Raw genomic sequence first — 25119 nt, forward strand, 5'->3', positions numbered from 1 at the left:
CGGGTAAAACCGTGCAAGGGTTCGAATCCCTTATCCTCCTTTCTTAGGAATTAAATTTCCTTGGTCTAATTATCGCGGGGTGGAGCAGTCAGGTAGCTCGTCGGGCTCATAACCCGAAGGTCGTAGGTTCAAATCCTGCCCCCGCAATTGCTTTTGAATTCAAAAGCACATAAAAAGAAAAGTATGGTTTGGTAGTTCAGCTGGTTAGAATGCCTGCCTGTCACGCAGGAGGTCGCGGGTTCGAGTCCCGTCCAGACCGCCATGCGGGTGTAGTTTAGTGGTAAAACCACAGCCTTCCAAGCTGTTGTCGCGAGTTCGATTCTCGTCACCCGCTTTTCTTTTTGGGCCTATAGCTCAGCTGGTTAGAGCGCACGCCTGATAAGCGTGAGGTCGATGGTTCGAGTCCATTTAGGCCCATAATTTTATAAAATGGCCCGTTGGTCAAGCGGTTAAGACACCGCCCTTTCACGGCGGTAACACGGGTTCGAGTCCCGTACGGGTCATAGTTTTGTTACGGAGGATTACCCAAGTCCGGCTGAAGGGAACGGTCTTGAAAACCGTCAGGCGGGTAAAACCGTGCAAGGGTTCGAATCCCTTATCCTCCTTTCTTAGGAATTAAATTTCCTTAGTCTAATTATCGCGGGGTGGAGCAGTCAGGTAGCTCGTCGGGCTCATAACCCGAAGGTCGTAGGTTCAAATCCTGCCCCCGCAATTGCTTTTATTTTTTAAAGCATACATTTGCATAAAGCAAAAACGAATTGGTTTGGTAGTTCAGCTGGTTAGAATGCCTGCCTGTCACGCAGGAGGTCGCGGGTTCGAGTCCCGTCCAGACCGTTTTTGGCTCGGTAGCTCAGTTGGTAGAGCAATGGATTGAAGCTCCATGTGTCGGCAGTTCGATTCTGTCCCGCGCCATCCAAGAAAAATTTGCGGGTGTAGTTTAGTGGTAAAACCACAGCCTTCCAAGCTGTTGTCGCGAGTTCGATTCTCGTCACCCGCTTTTTTCTTATTTGGGGCCTATAGCTCAGCTGGTTAGAGCGCACGCCTGATAAGCGTGAGGTCGATGGTTCGAGTCCATTTAGGCCCATTTATTTCTTGGGGAAGTACTCAAGTGGCTGAAGAGGCGCCCCTGCTAAGGGTGTAGGTCGGGAAACCGGCGCGAGGGTTCAAATCCCTCCTTCTCCGTTTTTTCTTTTTAATGGCCCGTTGGTCAAGCGGTTAAGACACCGCCCTTTCACGGCGGTAACACGGGTTCGAGTCCCGTACGGGTCATAGTGAAGCATACAAACATTGTTTGTATGCTTTTTTTATTTTTATTACAAAAAAATGTTGTTGAAAGCGTTGACATTTGTTGTAAATATGTTATTCTTTGGATGTAGGGATAAGTAAATAGATGGATAGTGATTGTTTAAAGACAAGCTAAACCTAATTTCTTCATGAAGCGACATATGTGTCGTTCTTTTTGAAGAAATTGGGTTTTTCTTTTTTCAACGAAACACAAAGGAGGTGGGGCATTGATTATTCACAAAATTTTAAACAATAATGTGGTTATTACATTAGATGATGATAAACGAGAGCAAATTGTTATGGGCAAAGGAATTGCTTTTAAGAAACGCATTGGTGATTGGGTTCCTGATGAAAGTATCGATCAAGTTTTTTATTTAGCCAATCAAGAAACATCACTTAAGTTTCAAGAATTGTTAGGAAATATTCCTTTAGAGATGATGAAACTCTCGGATGACATTATTGTTTATGCAAAATCAACGTTGAAAAAGAGTTTGAATGATACCATTTATATTTCTCTGACGGATCATTTGTACACAGCTTTAGAAAGAAAAAAACAAGGAATTGCAATTAAGAATTTATTATTATGGGATATTAAACGTTTTTTTCCTGAAGAGTACGAAGTAGGAGTAAATGCTTTAAAAATGGTACAAAAGCGCGTAGGAATGGAATTGTCAACGGATGAGGCAGGTTTTATCGCATTGCACTTGGTGAATGCGGAGATGGAGGAAGAAGTCGGTAATATTTACGAATTGACAAAGTTGATGCAAGAGATTACAAATATCGTCAAATACTATTTTAAGGTAAGTTTTGATGAGGACTCTGTCTACTTTTATCGATTTAGCACACATTTAAAATTTTTCTGTTATCGCTTATTACACCAACGTGAAGTTGTCGAAAATGATGATGAAGAACTGTATGCGGTAATTAAAAAGAAATATCTCAACGCCTATCGTTGCGTGGAAAAGATCAGCTTGTATTTAAATGAGAACTATGACTATCAAGTTTCAAATGAAGAACGCTTGTACCTAACGATTCACATTGCACGAATTGTACAAACAACGGAACAATAAACGCACCACTTTGGATAGTGACATTCAGTTGGCTAAACCTTCAAATGAAAATAAATTTTTGGAGGAAAAAAAGATGGGAAAATATCATGAACTAGCAGAAAAAATTGTAAAAAATGTCGGTGGGCAAGAGAATATTAATAGTTTGACACATTGTATCACACGTCTTCGCTTCAAATTAAAAGATGAGAGTCAAGCGAATGATGATGTCTTAAAAAATATGGACGGTGTGGTAACTGTTATGAAAAGCGGTGGACAATACCAAGTCGTTATTGGGAACCATGTTCCAGCCGTTTATGAAGAAGTAGTTAGTATTGCAGGCTTGTCAGGAGAACGTGAAGAAGAAGCTTCCAGTGGGAATTTATTTGATCGCTTAATAGATATTTTAAGTGGTTGTTTCCAACCCTTTTTAGGGGCGTTAGCAGCGGCTGGGATGGTCAAAGGGTTAAATGCCTTATTGGTTTTCTTAAAGCTCTATACGGCTACGTCAGGGACTTATACCATGTTAAATGGGATTGGCGATGCAATTTTCTACTTTATGCCAGTTATTTTAGGTTATACAGCAGCTAAAAAATTCCGGTTGCATCCGATGGTAGGGATCGTGATTGGCGCAGCTTTATGTTACCCAACGATTCAAGGAAGTGCATTACAAACGGCCTTTGAAACAACAGCGGGTGCCGGAGCCGCAGCACCGTATAATTTATTCGGCTTACCTGCCTATAATACATTTATGGGGATTCCTTGGGTCGGTGCGAACTATACAAGTAGTGTCGTACCAATCATCTTCATTATTGCTTTTGCGGCACAAGTTCAAAAAGTGTTTAAACGGATTATTCCAGAAGTTGTTCAAACGTTCTTAGTACCGTTTTTCGTCTTGTTGATTGCCTTACCAATTGGTTTCTTAGTAATTGGGCCAATCGTTAGCATGCTAACAGATTTATTAAGCGCTGGCTTTACAGCATTAATGAGTTTCTCACCAGCTTTGTATGGTTTGATTCTTGGTTTCTTCTGGCAAGTCTTAGTTATTTTTGGTTTACATTGGAGCGTTGTGCCATTAGCTATTATGCAAGTGACACAAGAAGGCTCAAGCCAAGTATTAACGGGATCATTTGCAGCTAGTTTTGCGCAAACAGCGGTTGTTTTAGCGATGTTCTTCAAATTGAAAGATAAAAAGTTAAAAGCTTTGTGTCCGCCAGCAATTATCTCTGGTATTTTTGGTGTAACAGAGCCAGCGATTTATGGAATCACTTTACCGAAAAAATGGCCATTTATTTATTCAATGATTGGTGGCGCTGTCGGTGGTTTATATTTGATGATCAACAATGTGACAGCTTATACAATGGGTGGTTTAGGAATTTTCGGTGTGCTAAACTTTATCAATGGTGATGATGCAAGTGGGATGATTCAGTCCTTTATTGCAATTGCCATTGCAGCGGTCGTTGGTTTTGGTCTAACATTCTTCTTCTGGAAAGACAATACAGTTGAGGAAGAAGAAGTGATTATTGATAAAACAACGATTAAAAAAGAAAATATTACAAGTCCAGTCAAAGGACGAGTGTTATCTTTAAAAAATGCAGAGGATCCTGCTTTTGCAAATGGAGCATTAGGAAATGGGGTCGTGATTGAACCAACGGAAGGCAAAGTGGTTGCACCCTTTGATGGAACGATTGTCACACTATTCCCAACAAAACACGCATTAGGTTTGATTTCAGATAACGGCACAGAATTATTGATTCATATTGGGATTGATACAGTTCAATTAGAAGGCGAAGGCTTTGAAGCTTTTGTAAAACAAGGTGATCGCGTGAAAAAAGGTCAAACATTAGTAACCTTTGATTTAGAAGGAATTAAAAAAGCTGGGTTTAGTACACAAATCCCAATCGTTGTGACGAATACAGCGGATTATTTAGATATTTTGGAAGTCGGCAGTAATGAAGTTTCAACAAGCGATGATTTGCTGACCGCTTTAATATAAAAAGATGTGGAGGAAGAGAATTTATGGCATTTAGAAAAGACTTTTTATGGGGTGGCGCAACAGCAGCCAATCAATGTGAAGGTGGCTATAACGAAGGCGGACGCGGTTTGGCAAACGTCGATTTAGCGCCAACTGGTCCAGATCGTTTTCCAGTAATCACTGGTGAAAAGAAAATGTTTAACTTTGATGAGGAACATTTCTATCCTGCACAAGAGGCGATTGATATGTATCATCGCTATAAAGAAGATATCGCCTTGTTTGGTGAAATGGGTTTTAAAACATACCGTTTATCCATTGCTTGGAGTCGAATTTTTCCAATGGGAGATGAAACAGAGCCGAATGAAGAAGGCTTGAAGTTCTATGAAGACTTATTCAAAGAATGTCATAAATATGGGATTGAGCCACTAGTAACGATTACACACTTTGACTGTCCAATGCACTTAGTGGAAGAATATGGCGCTTGGCGTAGTCGTAAGTTAGTAGGTTTCTATGAAAATCTTTGCCGTGTAATTTTCAACCGATATAAAGGATTAGTCAAATATTGGTTAACATTTAACGAAATTAATATGATTTTACATGCACCATTTATGGGAGCAGGTCTATACTTTGAAGAAGGCGAAAACAAAGAACAAGTGAAATACCAAGCGGCTCATCATGAACTACTAGCAAGTGCAATTGCGACAAAAATTGCTCATGAGGTAGATCCTGAAAACCAAGTAGGTTGTATGTTAGCGGCTGGTTCCAACTACGCTTATACTTGTAAACCAGAAGATGTTTTCGCTGCTCGACAAGCAGATCGTGAAAATTATTTCTTTATTGATGTCCAATCACGTGGGGAATACCCTGCGTATGCTTTAAAAGAAATGGCCCGTAAAGGTATTCAAATTGAAATGGAAGAAGGCGACGAAGAACTTTTAAAAGAACATACGGTGGACTTCATTTCGTTCTCTTATTATTCTTCTCGTGTCACATCAACAGATCCAGAAATTAATGAACAAACAGCTGGTAACATCTTTGCCTCTGTGAAAAATCCTTATCTAAAAGCCAGTGAATGGGGTTGGCAAATTGATCCACTTGGTTTGAGAATTACGATGAATGACTTATATGATCGTTATCAAAAACCACTATTCATTGTTGAAAATGGCTTAGGAGCGGTAGACACACCAGACGAAAATGGTTATGTAGTCGATGATTATCGTATCGATTATTTGGCGGCGCATATTCAAGCGATGAAAGATGCCGTTGAACAAGATGGTGTCGACTTGTTAGGCTATACGACTTGGGGCTGTATTGATTTAGTATCAGCTGGAACAGGTGAAATGAAAAAACGCTATGGCTTTATCTATGTGGATCGCGATAACGAAGGAAATGGGACGTTAAAACGAAGCAAGAAGAAATCGTTTGATTGGTACAAAAAAGTAATCGCAACAAATGGTGAAGATTTAAGTAATTAATAAAATTAGCAACTATTAAAGGGCGTTTGACGTTGGCAGAAAAAACAAGGACTCTTCTGCTAGCGTCAATTCCCTTGATGGTTTCTTTGTGATGCCTAAAAACAGAGGGAAAGAGGGATTTTATGGGATTTCCAGAAAATTTTTTATGGGGCGGCGCAACAGCTGCTAACCAATATGAAGGTGGCTACCTTTCAGGAGGCAAAGGTCTGAGTACATTAGATGCAATTACTGGTGGTAGTCAAACAGAACCGCGACGGATTACGTATCTAACTAAAGAGGGCCAAAAGGCTTCGTGTACGCGCGATCAAGCATTACCCGAAGGAGCGATTGGCTATATCGATGAAGAGTTATACTACCCTAGTCATGTAGCGACGGACTTTTACCATCATTACGAAGAAGATATCGCCTTATTTGCAGAAATGGGTTTCAAATGTTTTCGGCTGTCTATCGCCTGGAGCCGGATTTGCCCAAATGGAACAAAAGAGATTAATGAAGAAGGCTTAGCCTTTTATGATAAAGTTTTTGATACTTTGCTGCGCCATGGAATTGAGCCCGTTGTGACGATTAACCATTTTGATATTCCGATGTATTTGGCCGATGAATATGATGGTTGGAAAAATCGTGAAGTGATTGATTTCTTTGTTTTCTTTTGCGAAACCATTTTTACACGTTATCAGGATAAAGTGAAGTATTGGATGACTTTTAATGAAATTAATTTTTTAAGAAGTTGGACGCAAATTGGGATTCACAATAATGATAAACAAAGTAAATATCAAGCAGCGCATCATCTATTTGTAGCAAGTGCGAAAGCAGTTGAATTAGGACATTCCATCAATCCAGATTTCCAAATTGGTATGATGGTGGCTTATATTCCAAGTTATCCTTTGTCCTGCAAACCTGAGGACGTGATGGCAGCTGTTCAATTTAACCGAGAGCAAGAATTTTATATGGATGTCCAGGCTAAGGGCTATTATCCAGCGCATAAGCTCAAAGAATTTGAGCGTGAAGGAATGACAATTCAAATGGAGTCAGAGGATTTAGCGATTATTCAAAAAGGAACAGTTGATTATATCGGGTTTAGTTATTATATGTCGACTGTTTCGACTGCTTATCCCGAAGAAGTAAAATATGTCGGAGGCAACCAAATGCCTGCGGTTAAAAATCCTTATTTGCAAGAATCTGAATGGGGCTGGGCTGTCGATCCTTTAGGGTTAAGAATTTCATTGTGTCAGCTGTCAGATCGTTACAATATGCCATTGTTTGTGGTTGAAAACGGGTTTGGTGCGGTGGACACATTGCAAGAGGATGGCTCGATTGTCGACGATTACCGCATTGATTATTTTAAACAACATATTGAAGCCATGAGAACCGCAGTAGAAGAAGACGGAGTTAACTTAATTGGTTATACGCCTTGGGGTTGTATTGATTTAGTTTCAGCAGGGACTGGCGAAATGAAAAAACGTTACGGTTTTATCTATGTAGATATGGATGACGAAGGTCAGGGAACCTTGAAACGAACTAAGAAAAAATCATTTAATTGGTACAAACAAGTTATCGCTAGTAATGGTGAAAACTTAACAACTGAGTAGAAAATGAGGGGAAATAAAAAATGAAAAAACGATTGACGATTGTGGGGATGCTTTTTCTGGCCATTTTAGTAATGGTTGGTTGTGGTAAAAATCAGCAAGCAACGACAAAAGAAAAAGAGACAAAACCTGAAGAACTAACTCTTTACATTGTGCGCCACGGAAAAACCATGTTAAATACGACGGACCGCGTACAAGGATGGTCAGATGCGGTCCTAACACCAGAAGGTGAAAAAGTTGTGACCGCAACTGGGATTGGCCTGAAAGATGTTGCCTTTCAAAATGCATATAGTAGTGATAGTGGCCGCGCCTTGCAAACTGCTCAACTTATTTTAGATCAAAATAAAGCAGGCAAAGACCTTGAAGCCGTGCGTGACCCAGATTTACGTGAATTTAATTTTGGTAGCTATGAAGGGGATTTAAACAAGACAATGTGGCAGGATATTGCTGATGATCAAGGTGTTTCCTTAGAAGAATTTATGAAAAACATGACCCCTGAATCCTTTGCCAACAGTGTAGCTAAACTGGATCAACAGCGCGAGGAAAGCAAGAATAACTGGCCTGCAGAAGACTATGCTACAATTACCAAACGTTTGAAAAAAGGCTTAGATAAAATTGTTGCCACAGAATCAGCCAATCCCGGAAATGGCAATGTTTTAGTGGTCTCTCATGGCTTGAGTATTTCAGCGTTGTTAGCAACTTTATTTGATGATTTTAAAGTCCCAGAAGGCGGTTTGAAGAATGCTAGTGTTACAACGATTCATTACAAAAATGGCGAGTATACTTTGGATAAAGTCAATGATGTCAGCTACTTAGAAGCAGGCAAAAAAGAATCAAAATAATCTAAGGCGTCGAGAAACAGTTTATTTAGGAGTTGGTGGAGCAAGAAAAGGGTTGCTCCACCAACTCCTATTGTTGTGTTCTTTTTTTATTAAAGGTAGAATCAGAAAGAAGAATTTTTTCATTGGGAGGAAATGAGATGAAAAATAGAACAAAATCACGCTGGAAAAAAATTGTCCTAGGACTTGGGCTTTTTTTAGTAATCTTAGTCATCGGCCTGACTATTTTTATTAAAAATAGTACGTATCAAGCGACCGATTCGGCCTTAAAAATAAGTCAAAGTGCCACGCAAGAAAAAAACTATGATTATTACACAAACGGGCAAAAAAATGATACAGCACTGATTTTTTATCCAGGTGCATTGGTTGTGCCAGCTAGTTATAGTGAATGGGCGCAAGAAGTTGCTACGAAAGGTTATGATGTCTATGTTGTTCATTTTCCTTTGAATTTAGCGGTTCTTGCACCAAATGCTGCAGAACAAATTATAAAGGATCATCCACAACAAAACTTCGTTTTGGCTGGGCATTCCCTGGGTGGTGTGATGGCTAGTCGTTTTGTAGCGGAAAATGAGCAACGAATCAAAGGCATGATTTATTTAGCCAGCTATCCTGACGAAAAAGGTGCACTAAACAAGCAAAAACTGCCGGTTCTGTCAATAACAGCCACAAACGATGGTGTTTTAAATTGGACTAGCTACCAAAAAGCCAAACAGTTTTTGCCAAAAGATACGCAGTATGTATCTATCAAAGGTGGTAACCATGCAGGGTTTGGTAATTACGGTGTCCAAAAAGGAGACAACAAAGCGACAATTTCTAACGAGCAACAGCAAACAGAAATCAGTCAATTGATTGTAGCGTGGCTACAATCACGCCCCAATAAATAATCCGATGAGCCGAAATGTTATTTTTTCGGCTCATTTTTACTGCGATAAACAGAGGGGGTTACGCCTGTTTCTTTTTTAAAAGTGGTGGCAAAATATGCTGCGGTTTGGAAGCCAACTTTTTTCGCGATTTGTTGAATCGTAAGGGGTGAATGGAGAAGCAATTCTTGGGCTTGCCTAATTCGGACACTTGTTAAATAAGCTAATGGGGTTTGTTTCGTCTGTTCCTTAAAGGTTCGCTGCAAATGAAAGGGACTACCGTGGCAGGCTTGCGCTAAATAGTCTAAACTTAAAGGTTCCGCTGAATGCCGATCAATAAATTGCTTAATTTGAGCAACCCATTCCTCGTTAGGAACGACTTGCCCGGTTGGTTGACATCTTTTACATGGACGAAAACCAAGTGTTAAAGCTTCCTGAGCCGTTTTGAAAATCAGAACGTGGTTCTTGTTGGGCACACGGGAAGGGCACGAAGGACGACAAAAAATTTTAGTTGTGGTCACACCATAAAAAAAATCACCATCAAATTGCGTATTATTATTTTGAATGGCTTCCCAACGTTTCTGAGTAAGTCGATACGTTGTTTTCATTGTAAGCACACCTCCCGTTTTCTTCATTGTAAAAGAATCCCTAATAAAAACAAGTAAAAAGTGATAGGAGCGCAAGATTTTGAAAGCCAAAAGAATTATAATGAAGATAAGAAAACACGAGAAAGAAGTGTAGACATATGGTAAAAAAGATTTATTATGCGCAACAAGAATGGCAGAACGATCACTATTATCTTGGTGTGACAGACGCTGGACTAGCTTTTGTAGGTTCAGCCAATCAATCGATAGAAGAGCTGAAAAACTGGTACCCTCAAGCACAATTAGAAGCTTCTGAAAAGAAAACTGCGCCTTATAAAGAAGCATTAATAAGTTATCTTAACCAACATTCGACAACGTTTGCTTGCCCCATAGACATCGAAGGAACGCCCTTTCAAAAAGAAGTTTGGCAGGCGTTGCAAGAAATCCCTTATGGTGAGACAATGACCTATCAAGAAATTTCAGAAAAAATTGGGCGTCCACGTGCGGTTCGAGCAGTTGGCACAGCGATTGGGAAAAATCCTTTATTAATGGTCATTCCTTGCCATCGAGTCATCGGCAGCAAGGGACAATTAACCGGTTACCGTGGTGGTTTAGCAATGAAACAAGCATTATTAACATTTGAACAGTCTTAAAAGGAGGCGGCGATGAACAACTATCAATGGTATACAGAACAATGGGGAAAACCTACAAGAGAGGATGATTTGCTGTTTTTATTGTTGACGGTGGGTGTTTTTCAAGTTGGTTTAAGTTGGAAAGCAGCAGCAGGGAAAAAAGTAGCATTCATGAAAAATTTTTGCCAAATGAAGCCGGAAAAAGTTGCCGCGCTGTTGCCTGACGAAGTCGATCGAATAGTAGCTGATCCAGATATGATTCGCAATCGGCGCAAAATTGAAGCAACCATTAAAAATGCGCAAGCAATTTTAAAAGTACAAGAAGAATTTGGCAGTTTTGCCAATTATCTATGGCAATTTGTAAAAAACGTCCCCGTTTTATCTATTTATGAAGAAGCATACCAAGTCCCACGCACACAGCTTTTGTCAGATAACGTAGCAAAAGACTTAAAAAAAAGAGGATTTTCTTTTGTAGGTCCGATTGTCACCAATATGTTTCTGAAAGCTAGTGGGATTATCCAAGTGGAAATTTTAAATCCAGAATAAAGGAGTGTTAGGATGTTTGAAAATGAATCTCTTAGTTTTGAAGAAAAAATAATTATTCAAGCAGCAGAGCGTTATGTTCAACAAGAATTAGCCAACGAAGCAAGTGGCCATGACTGGTGGCATATTTATCGGGTGACACAATTAGCAAAAACAATTGCAGAGAAAGAACAAGCAAATTTATTTTTATGTATATTAACAGCATTGTTACATGATATTGGCGATGAAAAATTTAACGAAAGTGAAGAGGCTGGCTTACTAAAGGTGCAACAATGGCTGGAAGCGAATGACGTATCAACAGAGCAAACGAATCACATCCTTTCTATTATTGCTAATATGTCCTTTAAAGGAGGAAATACTGGGAAAACAGTTACTACATTAGAAGGAAAAGTGATCCAGGATGCGGATCGATTAGATGCCATCGGCGCGATTGGAATTGCACGGGTGATGGCTTATTCGGGAAATAAAGGCCGTCTAATTCACGATCCTCACAAACAACCTCGTGAACAGTTAACCCAAGAAGAATACCGGAATGGGGAAGATACTGCCATTATGCATTTTTATGAGAAACTTTTAAAGTTAAAGGAACAAATGAATACAAATTATGGTCGCTTATTGGCGGAAAAGCGTCATCAATTTATGGAACTTTATCTGGAGGAATTTTATCAAGAGTGGGACGGACACCGATAAATGAGGGCCAACTAAAACAGTCAGTACATTTCTTTTTGAATTTTAAGAGAACTCTTTTTTACAAATACCTCAGAAGTGGTAAAATGATGGATGAATAAACGGGTGGTTTATCTTAGTTTTACGTTACATATAGGAGGTAATTATGGAGACAAAAAAATCGAGTGGCATGTTTGCAGTTATTGCCGCACTGATTGCGAATATTTTAGTAGCGATTAGTAAATTTGTTGGTTTTGCTTTAAGTGGTAGTACCGCTATGATGAATGAAAGTATCCACAGTGTCGTGGACTGTAGTAATCAGGTGTTATTACTTTTTGGGAATAAGCGCGCTTCTCGTGGACAAAGTGCGTTACATCAATTTGGAGAAGGCCGTGCAAAATACTTTTTTAGTACAATTGTTGCAACGATGCTCTTTTTTGGTGGGGGTGCGTTAGGCGTAATGGAGGCTATTCAGAAGTTACTGCATCCCTCTCACGAAGTAGAAAATGTGGCTATTGTCATTGGTATTTTAATTTTTGGTTTGCTTGTGGAAGGTAGCTCGTTGCGTGTAGCGATGAAAGAAATCAAAGAATTGAATACAGAGAAGTTATCGCTCTTAAAATTTTTGCGAGAAAGTCGTCACAGTGAAATTTTAATTATTTTTACGGAAGACTTTTGTGCGGTTATTGGTTTGTGTTTAGCTTTGGTGGGGACCCTTTTAACGATGGTAACTGGGATTGCTGCATTTGATGCTATCAGTGGTTTACTGATTGGTTTACTATTAATGTGTGCAGCCATTTTCTTAGCGAAAGAATTTTATAGTTTGATTATTGGTGAAAGTGTGACCGCTAAAGATTTAGCAAAAATTAAAACTGCATTTGATCGGGCGGATGTTGAAAAACTAATTGATGTAAAAACCGTTCATTTAGGCCCAACTGAAATTTTAGTAGCGGCAAAAATTGATGTAGTAGAACCAATGGAAGAAGATGCACCTGATGTTGTGAATGCGATTGAACGAGACATTCGCAGTAAAATGCCTGATAAAAAAATCTATATCTATATTGAAGTTGACGATTATGATGTGAATTACGTTCGTAAATAACAAATGAAAGAATAACTTTAAAAAACAATATGGGGGAAGAAACGATGCAAGAGGCAATTATAACAAGTACAGTAGATTTAACCAGTGGTGGTTGCAACGCCTGTGGTTTAGTGGAAGATACCGTCTACACATTAGCAATGAATGGAGTGGACATTCCGTTAGATGGCTTGACAGTTGCTCATCTAGTTTCTGCTGTTGTTGCCAGAAATGGATTTAAACAGGAGCTGCAAATGGATATGCTAGATGACGAATATATCCTTTATCGAAAAGAAGACACAGCAGTAACCTTTAAAGAAACGTACAATCATTTAAGCTACGATAACGGTTCTGAAAAAATCCAATCTAAAAATAAACTGGAAGATTTACCAAAACTTTTTGAACAAGTCAATCAAATCCTAACAACTGTTTTTGGAATTGAAACTGTCAATTTTATTATAGAATAAAGTAAAAAATAGAACAGAAATTGGACAATCAATGAGTGAAAGAGATTGTCCAATCTCTGTTTTTTAATGTATAAATAGAAAATAAAGACAAAAAATGATTAAGTTAAGTGAACGCCTTTATCGACATAAATGATGTCACCGACCACACCACTAGCTAGTTCACTGACTAAAAAGGCACAAGTGTTTCCGACTTCTTCAATGGTTACACCTGTTTTATCTGGTGTCCGCTCATTAGAAATACTAATCAATTGATCGTAGTCTTTTACACCAGTCACAGCCAATGTTTTAATCGCTCCTGCGGAGATTCCGTTGACACGAATTTTATCTGCAGCTAATTCAAAAGCTAGATATTTCACGGCAGTTTCTAAAGAAGCTTTAGCAATCCCCATCATATTGTAGTTAGGAATCGCACGTTCGGAACCTAAATACGTCAATGTGACAATTCCTGAACCAGGATTTAACAAAGGTTTCGCATAATGAGTGACTGCTAAAAGAGAGTAGCTACTAATATCTTGTGCTAATAGGAAACCATCACGAGTGATGTCACTAACGTTTCCAGACAATTCTTCTTTTTTGGCAAAAGCAATCGCATGGACTAGTCCATCGATTGTGCCCACTTCGTTTTTAATTGTTTCAAAGGCTGCTTGAATGGACGCATCAGAAGCAACATCGCACTCCACCAACAAATCATTTTCATCTGCTAATTTAACCACTTGCTTTTTCATGCGTTCGTTTTGATACGTATAAATAACATTGGCCCCTTGATCTTTTAATGCTTTTGCACAGCCCCAAGCAATACTTTTTTTGTTGGCAACACCCATTACGACGACATTCTTATTTTGTAAAAACATATAAAATCTCCTTTAATAAAAAATTTTTGTTGATAGAATAGGCTTTTCTTCATCAAAATGTAAAAGTTACATTTATTGAGTTGACGAATAAAATTTCAACTGGTATTATCTGTGTGAGAATGATAACAAAATCTTCTCAATTTTCTAATCTTGAAAAAAACAGACATTTTTCCTGATGTCTGAATTATTAACCAAAATACTTTGAAAGTCAAACTATTTTTCTTATTTTTTAAGAAAAAGTGCTGGAAACCGCATGAAATAATAGTTTGATAATCAAAATAAACTCGGAGGTACAGTATGAAAAGAGTGGTTATAACCGGCATGGGTGCCGTAACACCATTAGGCAATACCGTAAAAGAATTTTGGCATAATCTAGTGGATGGCAAGCTAGGAATTGGCAAAATTACTAAATTTGATTCTGAAGATACTGGGGTAGCTTTGGCTGGCGAAGTGAAAGAGTTTGACCCAAGTGCTGTTTTAGAACGCAAAGAGCAAAAAAGAATGGACTTATTTTCTCAATATGGTTTGGTCGCTGCTTTAGAAGCATGGGAAATGAGTGGTTTAACAGAAGCAACGATTGACCCGACTCGTTTAGGTGTGATTGTCGGTAGTGGGATCGGCGGGATGACTACCTTACAAGACCAAGTACGGGTAATGGATAAAAAAGGCGCAAAACGCGTAACACCATTTTTCGTGCCCATGGTAATTGCTAATATGGCAGCGGGAAATATTTCGATTCGTTTAGGTGCAAAAGGACCTTCTCAAACTATCGTGACTGCTTGTGCTTCTGCGACGAATGCGATTGGTGAAGCTTTTCGCACGATTAAATATGGTTTAGCGGACATGATGGTAACTGGTGGCACAGAAGCCACAGTATGTGAAATTGGGATTGCCGGTTTTGCAGCATTGAATGCTTTAAATACAACAGAAGATGCGACTCGGGCTTCGATTCCTTTTGATAAAGAACGAAAAGGTTTTGTGATGGGTGAAGGCGCAGGAATGCTGGTTTTAGAAGAACTCGAGCATGCACAGAAACGTGGCGCAACTATCTACGGCGAAATTGTTGGATATGGCAGCAACTGTGATGCTAGCCACATGACCGCTCCTTTAAAAGACGGTAGTGGCGCGGCGGCTGCGATGGAAATGGCGATTGCGGAAGCAGGGATTACGCCGGAACAAATTGGGTATATCAATGCTCATGGTACGTCAACCCCAGCGAATGACGCTGCGGAAACAACGGCCATCAAGCGTGTCTTTGGTGAGCGAGCATCGCAAATTCCAATTTCAAGTACAAAGAGTATGACTGGACATTTATTGGGCGCGGCTGGCGGTATCGAAGCGATCGCTTGTGTGCAAACATTGCAAGAAGGAAAAGCTCATCCGACAGTAGGCTACCAAGTTGCTGATCCAGATTGTGATTTAGATTATGTCACAGAAGGTGCACGTGACATTACAGCGGACTATACAATTAGTAATTCGTTTGGCTTTGGTGGCCATAATGGTGTAATTTGCTTGAAGAAATGGGAGGAAAACTAGTATGAAAAAAGTAATGACTGCAACAGAAATTATGGAAATGATTCCTAATCGCTATCCGATTTGTTATATTGATTATGTGGATGAAATTATTCCAAATGAAAAGATTATTGCAACAAAAAATGTAACAATTAACGAAGAATTTTTCCAAGGACATTTCCCTGGAAATCCAACAATGCCAGGCGTTTTGATTATTGAAGCATTGGCACAAGTAGGTTCGATTTTAATCTTAAAAATGGATCAATTTGAAGGTGAAACAGCCTATATTGGCGGTATCAACAAAGCCAAATTCCGTCAAAAAGTGGTCCCTGGTGATGTCTTGAAATTACATTTTGAAATCGTCAAATTACGTGACTTTGTCGGCATCGGCAAAGCGACTGCTTATGTGGAAGATAAAAAGGTCTGCGAATGTGAATTGACGTTTATTGTGGGACGATAAGAATCAATCAATTTTGGATACGTTAGTTTCCCTAAGAAAAGGAATAAGTCACAATGGCTTATTCCTTTTTAAATTTATATAAATAACACTAACGCAAAAAAACATGCTATAATCATAAAAAGCTTACGTGAAGGTGGTAAGCTTATGAGTAAAACAATTTACAGGAGGGTTTTTCTTTTGGATATTTCAGTAGAGTTTTCGGGACATAAATTGGCGAATGTGTTAATGAACGCATCAGGCATTCATTGTATGACAATTAAGGAAATGGACGAGTTAGCGGCTTCTCAAGCAGGTGCTTTTGTCGCTAAGACGGCAACACCTAATCCTCGTCAGGGCAATGAGGAGCCTCGGTATTTTGATACACCATTAGGAAGTATTAACTCAATGGGCTTGCCTAATTTAGGGATTGATTATTATTTAGATTATCAGATTGCACGTCAAAAGGAATTTCCTGAGGAGTTACGCTTTTTATCTGTATCTGGTATGAATTATGAGGAAAATATCGCTATTTTAAAAAAAGTGCAAGAAAGTGAATACACAGGAGTGACAGAATTTAATTTGTCTTGTCCCAATTTGCCTGGTAAACCGCAAATTGCTTATGATTTTGAATTAACAGAAAAGCTTTTAACAGAAGTTTTCCAATTTTTTACTAAACCATTAGGTGTAAAATTACCCCCATTTTTTGATATTGCACATTTTGACGCAATGGCTGAAATTTTAAATAAATTCCCTTTAGTATACGTGAATAGTATTAATAGCATCGGTAATGGTTTATATATTGACAGTGACAAGGAAGAAGTGGTCATTAAACCAAAAGGAGGCTTCGGTGGACTGGGCGGCGAATATGTCAAACCAACAGCGTTAGCCAATGTTCGTGCGTTTGCGCAACGTTTGAAACCAGAAATCAAAATTATTGGAACGGGCGGTATTACATGTGGAAAAGATGTTTTTGAGCATCTTTTATGTGGTGCGACATTAGTACAAGTCGGCACACAATTGCATCAAGAAGGTCCACAAGTTTTTGAGCGTCTAGCCAAAGAATTACAAGAAATCATGGCAGCAAAAGGTTATGAAAGTATTGAAGAATTTCGTGGGAAATTGAAAGAGATGTAACAAAAAAGAGGTCGGGACAGAACCGTTTAGCTCCGAGAAATAAGAAGAAATTTCCGAAAATTGCTCTTTAATTTTTGGAGAATTTCGGCTTATTTCCGAAGGAGTTGGTTCTGTTCCCGCCGTTTATCAGTTTTTGAGCGTGGAGCAAAAATCCAAAGTGATTTTTGTCCCACGCTCTTTTTTGTTATTTCACAGCCTTAACATTTTCCATAAAGGCTTCCAAATATTCAGGTTGTGTTAATTGTTGGTTACAGGTGTCGCTATCATGGCAAATGTAATTGCCTTTTTTCGTGTAGGTTCCGTCACCGCCTGATTTGGTGGTAGCTAGGAACATAGACACATTCGTGATTGTTTGACAGATGGAGCAAACACCTTTAACAATGGTGGGTGAAAGGGTGCCGTGGACGCCGATTAATTTATTTTCTCGATAAGCTAAGATAAATTTTTTCTGAGTCCCAGCGTCGTTCCAACCGACATAGGTATTGTTCCGTAAATCCATGTTTTCCCACTCAGGAATCTTTAACTTTTTCACTTTGCGAAAGACTTTCGTGACTTGTGGTGTTGAAGGTTCCTTAAAGGGCAGCACGGTTTCTTTTAATTCGTCTAAATATTTTTCAGCACGTGCGCGTGTTAAACGACGATCCATCACTTTGTCCAACAAAATCGTAACAGCAGGGTGTTCTTCTGGAAATAACCCATTGATTTTTTCGGCACATAGGGCCTGGACAGTTTTGACAGTCGTAGCATCGTTAACAGACGTATAGGTGTTTAGTAACACAGCGACTTGTTCTTTAATTATGTTAAATTGGTAAGGTTGAATAGTTGGGTTCATGATTTTAAATTCCTTTCAAATAGACCGAGTACATACGCTGAAAGGCAATTTGTCTCACCAACGTATGTTTAGTGACAGACAACCTCATGTGTTTTTGATAAAGATAGCGTTTGACGTATCATATCATCACCCCCTTTAATGATTGATTTTTTCTATGTAAAAAGTGAAAATAATTGATGAAAGCTTGGTAATTCTAACGCAATTCAAGAAAAAAGGCAAGTTAAACTCGTTTTATTTCCCAATTCAATGTCTGGGGAGTGATAAACTTCTAAAAAAGATACGTGATTTCCTAGATTAATCCTAGGTTATTTGCTACAATAATGAAGAATTAACCAGAGAAAAGGAGAAATTACAATGATTGCAGCAAGCGATTTAAAAGCCGGTATGACTTTTGAGCAAGACGGCAAATTAATTAAAGTAATGGAAGCTAGCCACCACAAACCAGGTAAAGGTAACACAGTTATGCGTATGAAATTAAAAGATGTTCGTACGGGTTCAACAACAGATACAACAATGCGCCCAGATGAAAAAGTGAAAAAAGCGCACATCGATACAAAACCGGTTCAATATTTATACAGCCAAGATGATATGGCTATTTTCATGGATTTAGAAACATATGAACAATATGAAGTACCAACTGCTTTAATTGAAGAAGAATTAAAATATTTATTAGAAAATATGGAAGTAAAAATTCAATTTTATGGTGAAGAAGTCATTGGTTTAACTTTACCAACAACGGTAATCTTACGTGTTGCTGAAACGCAACCTTCAATCAAAGGCGCAACAGTAACTGGTTCTGGTAAACCTGCTACAATGGAAACAGGATTAGTTGTTAACGTTCCAGATTTTGTTGAAGCAGACGAATTATTAGAAATCAATACTGCGGAAGGTACGTATTTAAAACGTGCTAAATAAGTAGCAGAAAAACAGAAGGCTAGCCTTCTGTTTTTTTTGGTCTATTAATTCTTTTACCTATAAGAAAACCATTGGTGTGATAGGAAATAGCAATCGTTAGAATCGTTGACACTAGAAAATGGGAAATGGTATAGTTTGGTCAACACATGACGAAGGAGGAAATCAACCATGACGAAAAAACAAGCTAGCCCTTTTTTAGAAACGGAAAGCTGTTGTTGTATGGTGCAAAATAGTGCAGCATACTCTTTTGTGATGGGGAAAACCTCCGTTATTTCTGAAAAATTGCCTAACACGATTCCTCTCTGAATCTAGACAACCAGAAATAAACAAAAAAGGTGCTGATGCGATCAGCACCTTTTTGTTTTATGTACATGTATTAGAAGGAGGAATTCGCTATGATTGTTCAGTCAATTTTAGACACAATCGGAGCAACACCATTATTTGAATTTACAAGTGAACAATATCCTATGCCAGAAGGCACTAAAATTTATGCGAAACTAGAATATTTGAATCCAGGTGGCAGTGTCAAAGATCGGCTTGGTGTGCATCTTCTCAAAGAGGCAATGAAAACGGGAAAGATAAATCAAGCCACAACAATTATTGAACCGACAGCTGGGAATACAGGGATTGGACTTGCATTAGCTGCCAGTCAACTGGGCCTCAAGACAATCTTTGTTGTGCCAGAAAAATTTAGTCAGGAAAAACAACAGCTGATGCAAGCGTTAGGTGCTAAAATTGTCCCTTCGCCAACAGAGCAAGGGATTGTCGGAGCGATAACTAGTGCCCAAGACTTAGCCAAGGAAATTCCTAATAGTTACGTGCCGTTACAATTTGAAAATCCGGATAATCCTGCTGCTTACTACGAAGGATTAGGGCCTGAAATTGTTCAAGACTTAGGCGGAAAGATTACTAGCTTTGTCGCAGGTTTAGGCAGTGGTGGAACGTTTGCAGGTGTTGGCAGATATCTCAAAGAACAAAATAGTAAGACGCAATTATGGGGCGTGGAGCCAGAAGGTTCAATTTTAAATGGCGGACCTGCACACGGACATGAAATCGAAGGCATTGGCGTGGAGTTCGTGCCGCCTTTTCTTAAACAGATTCCTGTGGACGGCTTTTATACCATTTCAGACGAGGATGGTTTTTTCTGGGTCAAACAATTAGCCAAGAAAAGCGCTTTGCTGGTGGGAAGCTCCAGCGGCGCAGCATTTGCGGCGGCATTAAGAGAGGCGCGCCGCTTACCAGCAGGCAGCACAATTGTAACTATTTTTCCTGACGGTAGTGACCGTTATTTATCAAAAAATATTTATTCTTAGGAGGAAAACTTTTATGAAATTCAATACCAAATTAATTCATGGCGGCATTAGCAAAGACACAACAACAGGTGCAGTGAGTGTTCCTATTTATCAAACGTCAACCTTTGAACAAAATGGCGTGGGCCAGCCAAAAGAATATGAATATTCTCGTTCAGGTAATCCCACACGTCACGCGTTAGAAACCTTAATCGCTGAGTTAGAAGGTGGGAGCCATGGCTTTGCGTTTAGCTCAGGCTTAGCTGGTATCCATGCAATCATTTCTATGTTTGGACCCGAAGATCATATTTTATTAGGTGACGATGTCTATGGGGGCAGTTTCCGTTTATTGGACAAAGTATTTGTAGCAAATGGGTTAAGCTACACGATTGTAAACGCCAGTGACTTATCAACAATTGAAGCCGCAATTCAGCCAAATACAAAAGCCTTGTTTTTGGAAACACCAAGTAATCCACTGTTAAAAATTACAGATATTGAAGCGGCGGCTAAGCTTGCTAAAAAACATCAGTTGTTAACCATTGTCGATAATACGTTTGCAACGCCTTATTTTCAACGGCCGTTAGCGTTAGGTGCTGATATTGTGGTTCACAGCGGGACAAAATATTTAGGGGGCCATAGTGATGTAGTTTCTGGTTTAGTCGTAACGAATCATCCAGAAAGCGCAGAAAAGATTGCCTTTTTACAAAATGCGATTGGCGCTGTTTTAGGACCACATGATAGTTGGTTGGTCCAACGTAGTTTAAAAACATTAGGCGTCCGGATGGCAGCGCATGCCCAAAATGCTCAAAAAATCGCAGAATTTTTAGAAGCGCATCCAGCGGTAGCAACGGTGTATTATCCAGGACTAGCGAGTCATCCTGGTCACGAAATTGCGCAAAAACAGATGTCGGGATTTAGTGGCATGATTTCTTTTGAATTAGCCAAGGATGAGCAAGTCGTTCCTTTCGTAGAAGCGTTGGAAATTTTTACTTTAGCGGAAAGTTTAGGTGGCGTAGAAAGTTTAATTGAAGTACCTGCCATTATGACTCACGCATCTATCCCCAAAGAAAATCGTGAAGCCGTGGGAATTAAAGATGGACTCATTCGTTTATCTGTAGGAATTGAAGCAGTCGAAGATTTGTTGACTGATTTAGAAAAGGGATTACAAGCATAAACAAAAGGCCCTCGTCTTTAGACGAAGGCCTTTTGTTTATAATTCTTCTCCATTCGTAGCAATCACTTGTTGATACCAAGCAAACGATTTTTTCTTTCGCCGCTCCAACGTTCCGTGACCATCGTTGTCTTTATCTACATAAATGAAGCCATACCGTTTCTTCATTTCGCCTGTACTAGCGCTCACTAAATCGATGAATCCCCAAGGTGTGTAGCCCATCAAATCAATGCCGTCATACGCAACGGCTTCTTTCATCATCTCAATATGTTCACGTAAATAAGCGATTCGGTAAGTGTCGTTAATCGTTCCGTCTGGTTCTAACTCATCAATAGCACCAAAGCCATTTTCGACAATAAAAAGTGGTAATTCATACCGATCATTGAACCAATTCATTGCATAGCGTAAGCCCATAGGATCGATTTGCCAGCCCCAATCAGATGTTGCTACATAAGGATTTCGCACCAAGTCTTTTGCTTCATTGTAGTCAAAAGTAGGGGCCTTTTCTGCACCTTTTACAGCAAACGACATGTAATAGCTAAAGCCAATATAATCAACACAGCCATTAGCTAAATCAGTTAAATCTTCTTTTGTGACATCTAATGAAATGTTTTTTCGTTTCAAATAGCATTGAATTGCACTTGGATAATGACCGCGGACATGAACATCGGTAAACCAATAACGTTTTTGCATTGCGCTAACACTCATCATCATATCCTCAGGATTACAAGAATAAGGATAAATAGGCACCATCGCAATCATACAGCCAATTTGGAAGTCGGGATTGATAGCGTGGCCAATTTTCACTGCACGTGCGCTAGCGACTAGTTCATAATGAGCAGCCTGATACATAATTGCTTCGCGGTCTTCTCCTTCCTGGTAAGCAATACCAGAGTTAGTAAAAGGTGCAAAATCTTCTTCATAATTGGCTTGGTTGTTAATTTCGTTAAAGGTCATCCAATATTTGACTTTTTTCTGGTAACGAGTGAAACAGACTTCAGCAAATTTGACAAAAAAATCAATGACCTGGCGATTGCGAAAGCCGCCATATTTTGTGACTAAATGATAAGGCATTTCAAAGTGAGACAGTGTCACGACTGGCTCAATACCATTTTTCAAACACTCGTCAAAAAGTGCATCATAAAAACGGAGACCTTCTTCATTGGGCGTTTCTTCATCTCCGTTAGGAAAAATTCGTGTCCAAGCAATAGAGGTTCGGAAACAATTTAAACCAAGTTCTTTGAATAGTTGAATATCTTCTTGATAGCGATGGTAAAAATCAATCGCTTCATGGTTAGGATAGTGTTCATCTGGTAAAACGCCTGCGGTAATTTTACGAGGGACGCCATGTGCACCGGCAGTCATTACATCCGCCACGCTCACCCCTTTACCGCCTTGGTCCCAGCCTCCTTCTAATTGATGAGCAGCGACAGCGCCGCCCCAAAGAAAATCATTTTTCAAAATTGACATATCGTTTCAGTCCTTTGTTCAAATTTTTATACGTTTTGTGCTTCGACTTTTTCAAGGGTTTCTTCAGTAATCGGTTGATTGGTTTCTTCTGCGTAGTTAAGTGCATCCATTTTTTTAGCAAACGGTAAATAGATAAAGAAACTCATCGTCAGTACTACTACTTGAAGCAACGCGGCTTGCCAACCACCAACTAAAAGTCCAGAAATGATTGGAGGAGTAGTCCAGGGAACTTGTACCGCAGTAAAGAGAGGAACCAGTCCTGTGTACAAGGCAAAATATGTCACAACAGAAGAAACAATCGGTGTGATAATGAATGGCACAGCCATGATTGGGTTCATCACGATAGGTGTAGCAAAGACAATTGGCTCGTTAATATTGAAAACAGCTGGCCCAATTGAAAGCCGACCTAATTGCTTAAACTGAGCTGATTTGGCAAAGAAAACCATGAACACGACTAACCCGATTGTCATGCCCGCACCAGTGACCGTTAAAAATTGATCTAAAAATTGTTGTGTAACAATATGGCCACCATTAGCCAGTGTTAAGTCTTTTCCAGATTTCAAAATTTCGGTGTTTTCTAAAGAGTTTGCTTGTAAAATAGGACCCATGATGCCGCCAACGATTGTTGACCCGTGAACACCGAAAAACCAAAAGAGGGGAATGACAAAACCTAATAGTAATGCGCCACCTAGTGAATCTGTGACTCCTTGAAGTGGTGATTGTAGCACTTCGTAAATAAAGTCAAAGAATGTCGTATTGAAGACTTTATCTAGAAGAATGAAAATTAGCATTGCACCAGTTACAATGACGCTGGCAGGAATTAACGCAGTAAAGGAATTGGCCACATTTTCTGGTACAGCTTCTGGTAATTTGATACGAATATCATGACGTAAAAACCAACTATATACAACGCCGACTAACAAACCAACAATAATAGCTGTAATCATCCCTTTACCAGCTGTCCAATCTTTGTTGATGACATTGCCAACTACTGCGCCAGAAACCGCATCTTTGACTTCAGATGACATAAACAAAATGAAAACTACCATGGCAATCATGCCCGCTGGGAGGCCTTCAAATCCCTCGCTTTTTACATACGAGTAGGCAATACCGATGACCGCAAATAAAGACATAATCGCAAAAGATGCCCCATATGCTTGATTGAAATAAACAGCCAGACCGCTTGCGTTAACCCATTCAGAAATAGCTGTAACTGGGAAATTCGCTAATAGAAGAAACACGGAACCAACAATGGTAAAAGGCATCGTGTAAAGCATCCCGTTCCGTAAGGCAGTAATTGCTTTGGTATTGACGAATTTTAGTACTGGAGGTAATAATTTCTCGTTAATCCATTCGTTCATAAAAATCTCTCCTTTGAAGAATAATATAAATGCAAATGTATCCGTTTACATATTTACTATATAAGGTTATTTGAAGAAAAAATAGACTTTTGCCTGAATGAGAAACATGTACCAAGAAAAAAAACAAAAAAGCTCATGGTGTTTTAGACAGCATGAGCTTTTGTGAAAAACAACTAGAAAGGTGTTTCATCTAGTTCCTTTAAAAGTTGACTTGCTTGATGAGCTAGGAGTTCAATTAAAGCAATGACAGGGATTTGAGTGGTTGTATTAACTGATTTATCTGCAAATGGAGAACGTTCGTCGGGCATATAATAGGAGATGTTGTAGTCAGCCAAGCGGGCAATAGTTGAATGTTGATTGTTGGTAATGCTTAGCACTTTGGCGCCAGCTGTTTTAAAGTCGGTCATTTGTTTAATCATTTCATTGGTTTCCCCAGATACAGACAGAATCAAGGCTAATGTATTTTCAAATCCGCGCTTGGGGATAGGCGTAAAGGGGTCAGCAATACTGTAAGAATTGATATTTAAGTTGGCAAAATAACGACTGCCATAACTACCTAAAATTCCGCTGGTACCAATGCCAGTAAAGGCAACGTGACGTGCTTGAACAATCATTTGAATTGCTGGACGAAGCATTTCGTAATAGGTTTCTTGGTTTAATTTTTTCAAAAAAGCATCGACGTGAACTGTGGCATCATAAAAATTTTCAAACGTTTGTGTTTGTTTGGCTTCTTCTTTCACTGCATATTTTAATTCGGAAAAACCAGCATAACCCATTTTGTTACAAAATCGTAGAATCGTTGAGGTGGAGACATGACAGGAAGTAGCCAGTTGGCGAATGGTCTGTTGAGGGATTTGGTGCAGGTGTTCCAATACATAATGGTAAACGAGCATTTCTAATTCATTCAAGGTCTGAACCTTCTCTAAATCAAACAAAGTAATCCTCCTTTATATAAAAACTGAATATGTTATTTTTTTGTGTAAATCAAATAAACCAATTCTTATTTTTCTTGAAAAAAATGTAAAATAACTCAATAAAAAGTTTCTTATTTCCTATTTTACAAAAAGTAGCCCAATTATCCTAGTTTTTCTCTTTTTTCTTTTAAAAATA

24 protein-coding genes and 14 tRNA genes (1 of these 38 only partly in view) are annotated in these 25119 nt (G+C 39.1%); 32 read left to right on the top strand and 6 right to left on the bottom strand.

The window, feature by feature from the left end; all coding sequences use genetic code 11:
* The 20 genes from IGK70_RS01105 to IGK70_RS01200 form a co-directional block, all read left to right on the top strand.
* Positions 1 to 40 (top strand) — tRNA-Ser (locus tag IGK70_RS01105); it begins 50 nt to the left of the window's first position.
* A gap of 33 nt (positions 41 to 73) precedes the next feature.
* A tRNA-Met gene (locus IGK70_RS01110) sits at positions 74 to 147 on the top strand.
* Between the two features lie 38 nt (positions 148 to 185).
* A tRNA-Asp gene (locus tag IGK70_RS01115) sits at positions 186 to 262 on the top strand.
* Position 263: 1 nt separating this feature from the next.
* A tRNA-Gly gene (locus IGK70_RS01120) sits at positions 264 to 334 on the top strand.
* A gap of 9 nt (positions 335 to 343) precedes the next feature.
* A tRNA-Ile gene (locus tag IGK70_RS01125) sits at positions 344 to 417 on the top strand.
* A gap of 14 nt (positions 418 to 431) precedes the next feature.
* Positions 432 to 503 (top strand) — tRNA-Glu (locus IGK70_RS01130).
* 12 nt (positions 504 to 515) lie between these two features.
* Positions 516 to 605: transfer RNA gene (locus IGK70_RS01135), tRNA-Ser, on the top strand.
* 33 nt (positions 606 to 638) lie between these two features.
* Positions 639 to 712, top strand: a tRNA-Met gene (locus IGK70_RS01140).
* 48 nt (positions 713 to 760) lie between these two features.
* A tRNA-Asp gene (locus IGK70_RS01145) sits at positions 761 to 834 on the top strand.
* A 5-nt stretch (positions 835 to 839) separates the two neighbouring features.
* Positions 840 to 912: transfer RNA gene (locus IGK70_RS01150), tRNA-Phe, on the top strand.
* A gap of 14 nt (positions 913 to 926) precedes the next feature.
* Positions 927 to 997, top strand: a tRNA-Gly gene (locus tag IGK70_RS01155).
* 13 nt (positions 998 to 1010) lie between these two features.
* A tRNA-Ile gene (locus IGK70_RS01160) sits at positions 1011 to 1084 on the top strand.
* 10 nt (positions 1085 to 1094) lie between these two features.
* Positions 1095 to 1182: transfer RNA gene (locus IGK70_RS01165), tRNA-Ser, on the top strand.
* Positions 1183 to 1197: 15 nt separating this feature from the next.
* A tRNA-Glu gene (locus IGK70_RS01170) sits at positions 1198 to 1269 on the top strand.
* A 242-nt stretch (positions 1270 to 1511) separates the two neighbouring features.
* Positions 1512 to 2354: a BglG family transcription antiterminator LicT gene (licT, locus tag IGK70_RS01175; RefSeq protein ID WP_002355181.1), complete on the top strand. Its 843-nt coding sequence runs from the start codon at positions 1512 to 1514 to the stop codon at positions 2352 to 2354.
* Between the two features lie 73 nt (positions 2355 to 2427).
* Positions 2428 to 4326: a beta-glucoside-specific PTS transporter subunit IIABC gene (locus tag IGK70_RS01180; protein ID WP_002358327.1), complete on the top strand. Its 1899-nt coding sequence runs from the start codon at positions 2428 to 2430 to the stop codon at positions 4324 to 4326.
* A 23-nt stretch (positions 4327 to 4349) separates the two neighbouring features.
* Positions 4350 to 5780, top strand: a complete 1431-nt coding sequence (locus tag IGK70_RS01185; RefSeq protein WP_002355183.1) for a 6-phospho-beta-glucosidase — start codon at positions 4350 to 4352, stop codon at positions 5778 to 5780.
* A gap of 122 nt (positions 5781 to 5902) precedes the next feature.
* Positions 5903 to 7369: a glycoside hydrolase family 1 protein gene (locus IGK70_RS01190; protein ID WP_002373156.1), complete on the top strand. Its 1467-nt coding sequence runs from the start codon at positions 5903 to 5905 to the stop codon at positions 7367 to 7369.
* 20 nt (positions 7370 to 7389) lie between these two features.
* Positions 7390 to 8208 carry a histidine phosphatase family protein gene (locus IGK70_RS01195; RefSeq protein ID WP_104855682.1) on the top strand — a complete coding sequence of 273 codons (819 nt, stop codon included), beginning with the start codon at positions 7390 to 7392 and terminating at the stop codon, positions 8206 to 8208.
* Positions 8209 to 8345: 137 nt separating this feature from the next.
* The gene (locus tag IGK70_RS01200; protein ID WP_010816270.1) at positions 8346 to 9089 is read left to right on the top strand and encodes an alpha/beta hydrolase; all 744 of its coding nucleotides are present in this window, start codon (positions 8346 to 8348) and stop codon (positions 9087 to 9089) included.
* A gap of 17 nt (positions 9090 to 9106) precedes the next feature.
* Here the strand turns inward: IGK70_RS01200 and IGK70_RS01205 are convergent, their stop codons facing one another.
* A complete protein-coding gene (locus tag IGK70_RS01205) occupies positions 9107 to 9700 on the bottom strand; it encodes a bifunctional transcriptional activator/DNA repair enzyme AdaA (protein ID WP_002383918.1) in 594 nt (197 codons plus the stop codon).
* Between the two features lie 110 nt (positions 9701 to 9810).
* On the opposite strand from IGK70_RS01205, the gene IGK70_RS01210 reads away from it, so the two are divergent.
* The 5 genes from IGK70_RS01210 to IGK70_RS01230 all read left to right on the top strand — a co-directional run bounded on the left by IGK70_RS01210 (position 9811) and on the right by IGK70_RS01230 (position 13035).
* Positions 9811 to 10302 carry a methylated-DNA--[protein]-cysteine S-methyltransferase gene (locus tag IGK70_RS01210; protein WP_002366052.1) on the top strand — a complete coding sequence of 164 codons (492 nt, stop codon included), beginning with the start codon at positions 9811 to 9813 and terminating at the stop codon, positions 10300 to 10302.
* Between the two features lie 12 nt (positions 10303 to 10314).
* Positions 10315 to 10827 (top strand): DNA-3-methyladenine glycosylase I, encoded by a 513-nt coding sequence (locus tag IGK70_RS01215; protein WP_002355189.1) that lies wholly within the window; start codon positions 10315 to 10317, stop codon positions 10825 to 10827.
* 12 nt (positions 10828 to 10839) lie between these two features.
* On the top strand, positions 10840 to 11514 hold the full coding sequence (locus IGK70_RS01220; protein WP_220421661.1) for an HD domain-containing protein: 675 nt from the start codon (positions 10840 to 10842) through the stop codon (positions 11512 to 11514).
* 142 nt (positions 11515 to 11656) lie between these two features.
* The gene (locus tag IGK70_RS01225; protein WP_002358335.1) at positions 11657 to 12592 is read left to right on the top strand and encodes a cation diffusion facilitator family transporter; all 936 of its coding nucleotides are present in this window, start codon (positions 11657 to 11659) and stop codon (positions 12590 to 12592) included.
* A gap of 29 nt (positions 12593 to 12621) precedes the next feature.
* Positions 12622 to 13035 carry a DUF4809 family protein gene (locus tag IGK70_RS01230; RefSeq protein WP_002389555.1) on the top strand — a complete coding sequence of 138 codons (414 nt, stop codon included), beginning with the start codon at positions 12622 to 12624 and terminating at the stop codon, positions 13033 to 13035.
* A 98-nt stretch (positions 13036 to 13133) separates the two neighbouring features.
* Here the strand turns inward: IGK70_RS01230 and fabI are convergent, their stop codons facing one another.
* Complete coding sequence (fabI, locus tag IGK70_RS01235) at positions 13134 to 13886, bottom strand: enoyl-ACP reductase FabI (protein ID WP_002358338.1); 753 nt, start codon at positions 13884 to 13886, stop codon at positions 13134 to 13136.
* Between the two features lie 297 nt (positions 13887 to 14183).
* On the opposite strand from fabI, the gene fabF reads away from it, so the two are divergent.
* The 3 genes from fabF to IGK70_RS01250 all read left to right on the top strand — a co-directional run bounded on the left by fabF (position 14184) and on the right by IGK70_RS01250 (position 16971).
* Positions 14184 to 15422 carry a beta-ketoacyl-ACP synthase II gene (gene fabF, locus IGK70_RS01240; RefSeq protein WP_002358339.1) on the top strand — a complete coding sequence of 413 codons (1239 nt, stop codon included), beginning with the start codon at positions 14184 to 14186 and terminating at the stop codon, positions 15420 to 15422.
* Between the two features lies 1 nt (position 15423).
* Positions 15424 to 15858, top strand: coding sequence for a 3-hydroxyacyl-ACP dehydratase FabZ (gene fabZ, locus IGK70_RS01245; RefSeq protein ID WP_002355197.1), 435 nt, complete (start codon positions 15424 to 15426; stop codon positions 15856 to 15858).
* A 144-nt stretch (positions 15859 to 16002) separates the two neighbouring features.
* Complete coding sequence (locus IGK70_RS01250) at positions 16003 to 16971, top strand: dihydroorotate oxidase (protein WP_002386045.1); 969 nt, start codon at positions 16003 to 16005, stop codon at positions 16969 to 16971.
* A gap of 184 nt (positions 16972 to 17155) precedes the next feature.
* Here IGK70_RS01250 and IGK70_RS01255 read toward each other — a convergent pair whose 3' ends face one another.
* On the bottom strand, positions 17156 to 17803 hold the full coding sequence (locus tag IGK70_RS01255; protein WP_002355200.1) for a FusB/FusC family EF-G-binding protein: 648 nt from the start codon (positions 17801 to 17803) through the stop codon (positions 17156 to 17158).
* Positions 17804 to 18157: 354 nt separating this feature from the next.
* Here IGK70_RS01255 and efp point away from each other — a divergent pair, with 354 nt between their 5' ends.
* From efp to IGK70_RS01275, 4 genes are all read left to right on the top strand, one after another.
* Complete coding sequence (gene efp / locus IGK70_RS01260; protein ID WP_002355202.1) at positions 18158 to 18718, top strand: elongation factor P; 561 nt, start codon at positions 18158 to 18160, stop codon at positions 18716 to 18718.
* 168 nt (positions 18719 to 18886) lie between these two features.
* Positions 18887 to 19024 carry a hypothetical protein gene (locus tag IGK70_RS01265; RefSeq protein ID WP_002355203.1) on the top strand — a complete coding sequence of 46 codons (138 nt, stop codon included), beginning with the start codon at positions 18887 to 18889 and terminating at the stop codon, positions 19022 to 19024.
* A gap of 89 nt (positions 19025 to 19113) precedes the next feature.
* Complete coding sequence (locus IGK70_RS01270; protein ID WP_002361143.1) at positions 19114 to 20031, top strand: PLP-dependent cysteine synthase family protein; 918 nt, start codon at positions 19114 to 19116, stop codon at positions 20029 to 20031.
* A gap of 13 nt (positions 20032 to 20044) precedes the next feature.
* Positions 20045 to 21181, top strand: coding sequence for a cystathionine gamma-synthase (locus IGK70_RS01275; RefSeq protein ID WP_002370176.1), 1137 nt, complete (start codon positions 20045 to 20047; stop codon positions 21179 to 21181).
* A gap of 36 nt (positions 21182 to 21217) precedes the next feature.
* On the opposite strand, the gene genA is transcribed toward IGK70_RS01275, so the two are convergent.
* From genA to genR, 3 genes are all read right to left on the bottom strand, one after another.
* A complete protein-coding gene (gene genA, locus IGK70_RS01280) occupies positions 21218 to 22648 on the bottom strand; it encodes a 6-phospho-beta-glucosidase GenA (RefSeq protein ID WP_002358345.1) in 1431 nt (476 codons plus the stop codon).
* A 26-nt stretch (positions 22649 to 22674) separates the two neighbouring features.
* Positions 22675 to 24009: a PTS sugar transporter subunit IIC gene (gene genB, locus IGK70_RS01285; protein WP_002355207.1), complete on the bottom strand. Its 1335-nt coding sequence runs from the start codon at positions 24007 to 24009 to the stop codon at positions 22675 to 22677.
* Positions 24010 to 24182: 173 nt separating this feature from the next.
* Entirely contained in the window at positions 24183 to 24944 is a 762-nt protein-coding gene (genR, locus tag IGK70_RS01290; RefSeq protein ID WP_002355208.1) for a MurR/RpiR family transcriptional regulator, read from the bottom strand.
* Positions 24945 to 25119 lie beyond the last annotated feature (175 nt).

Source organism: Enterococcus sp. DIV0358 (assembly GCF_051713465.1).
In the GTDB taxonomy this organism is placed as follows: Bacteria; Bacillota; Bacilli; order Lactobacillales; family Enterococcaceae; genus Enterococcus; species Enterococcus faecalis.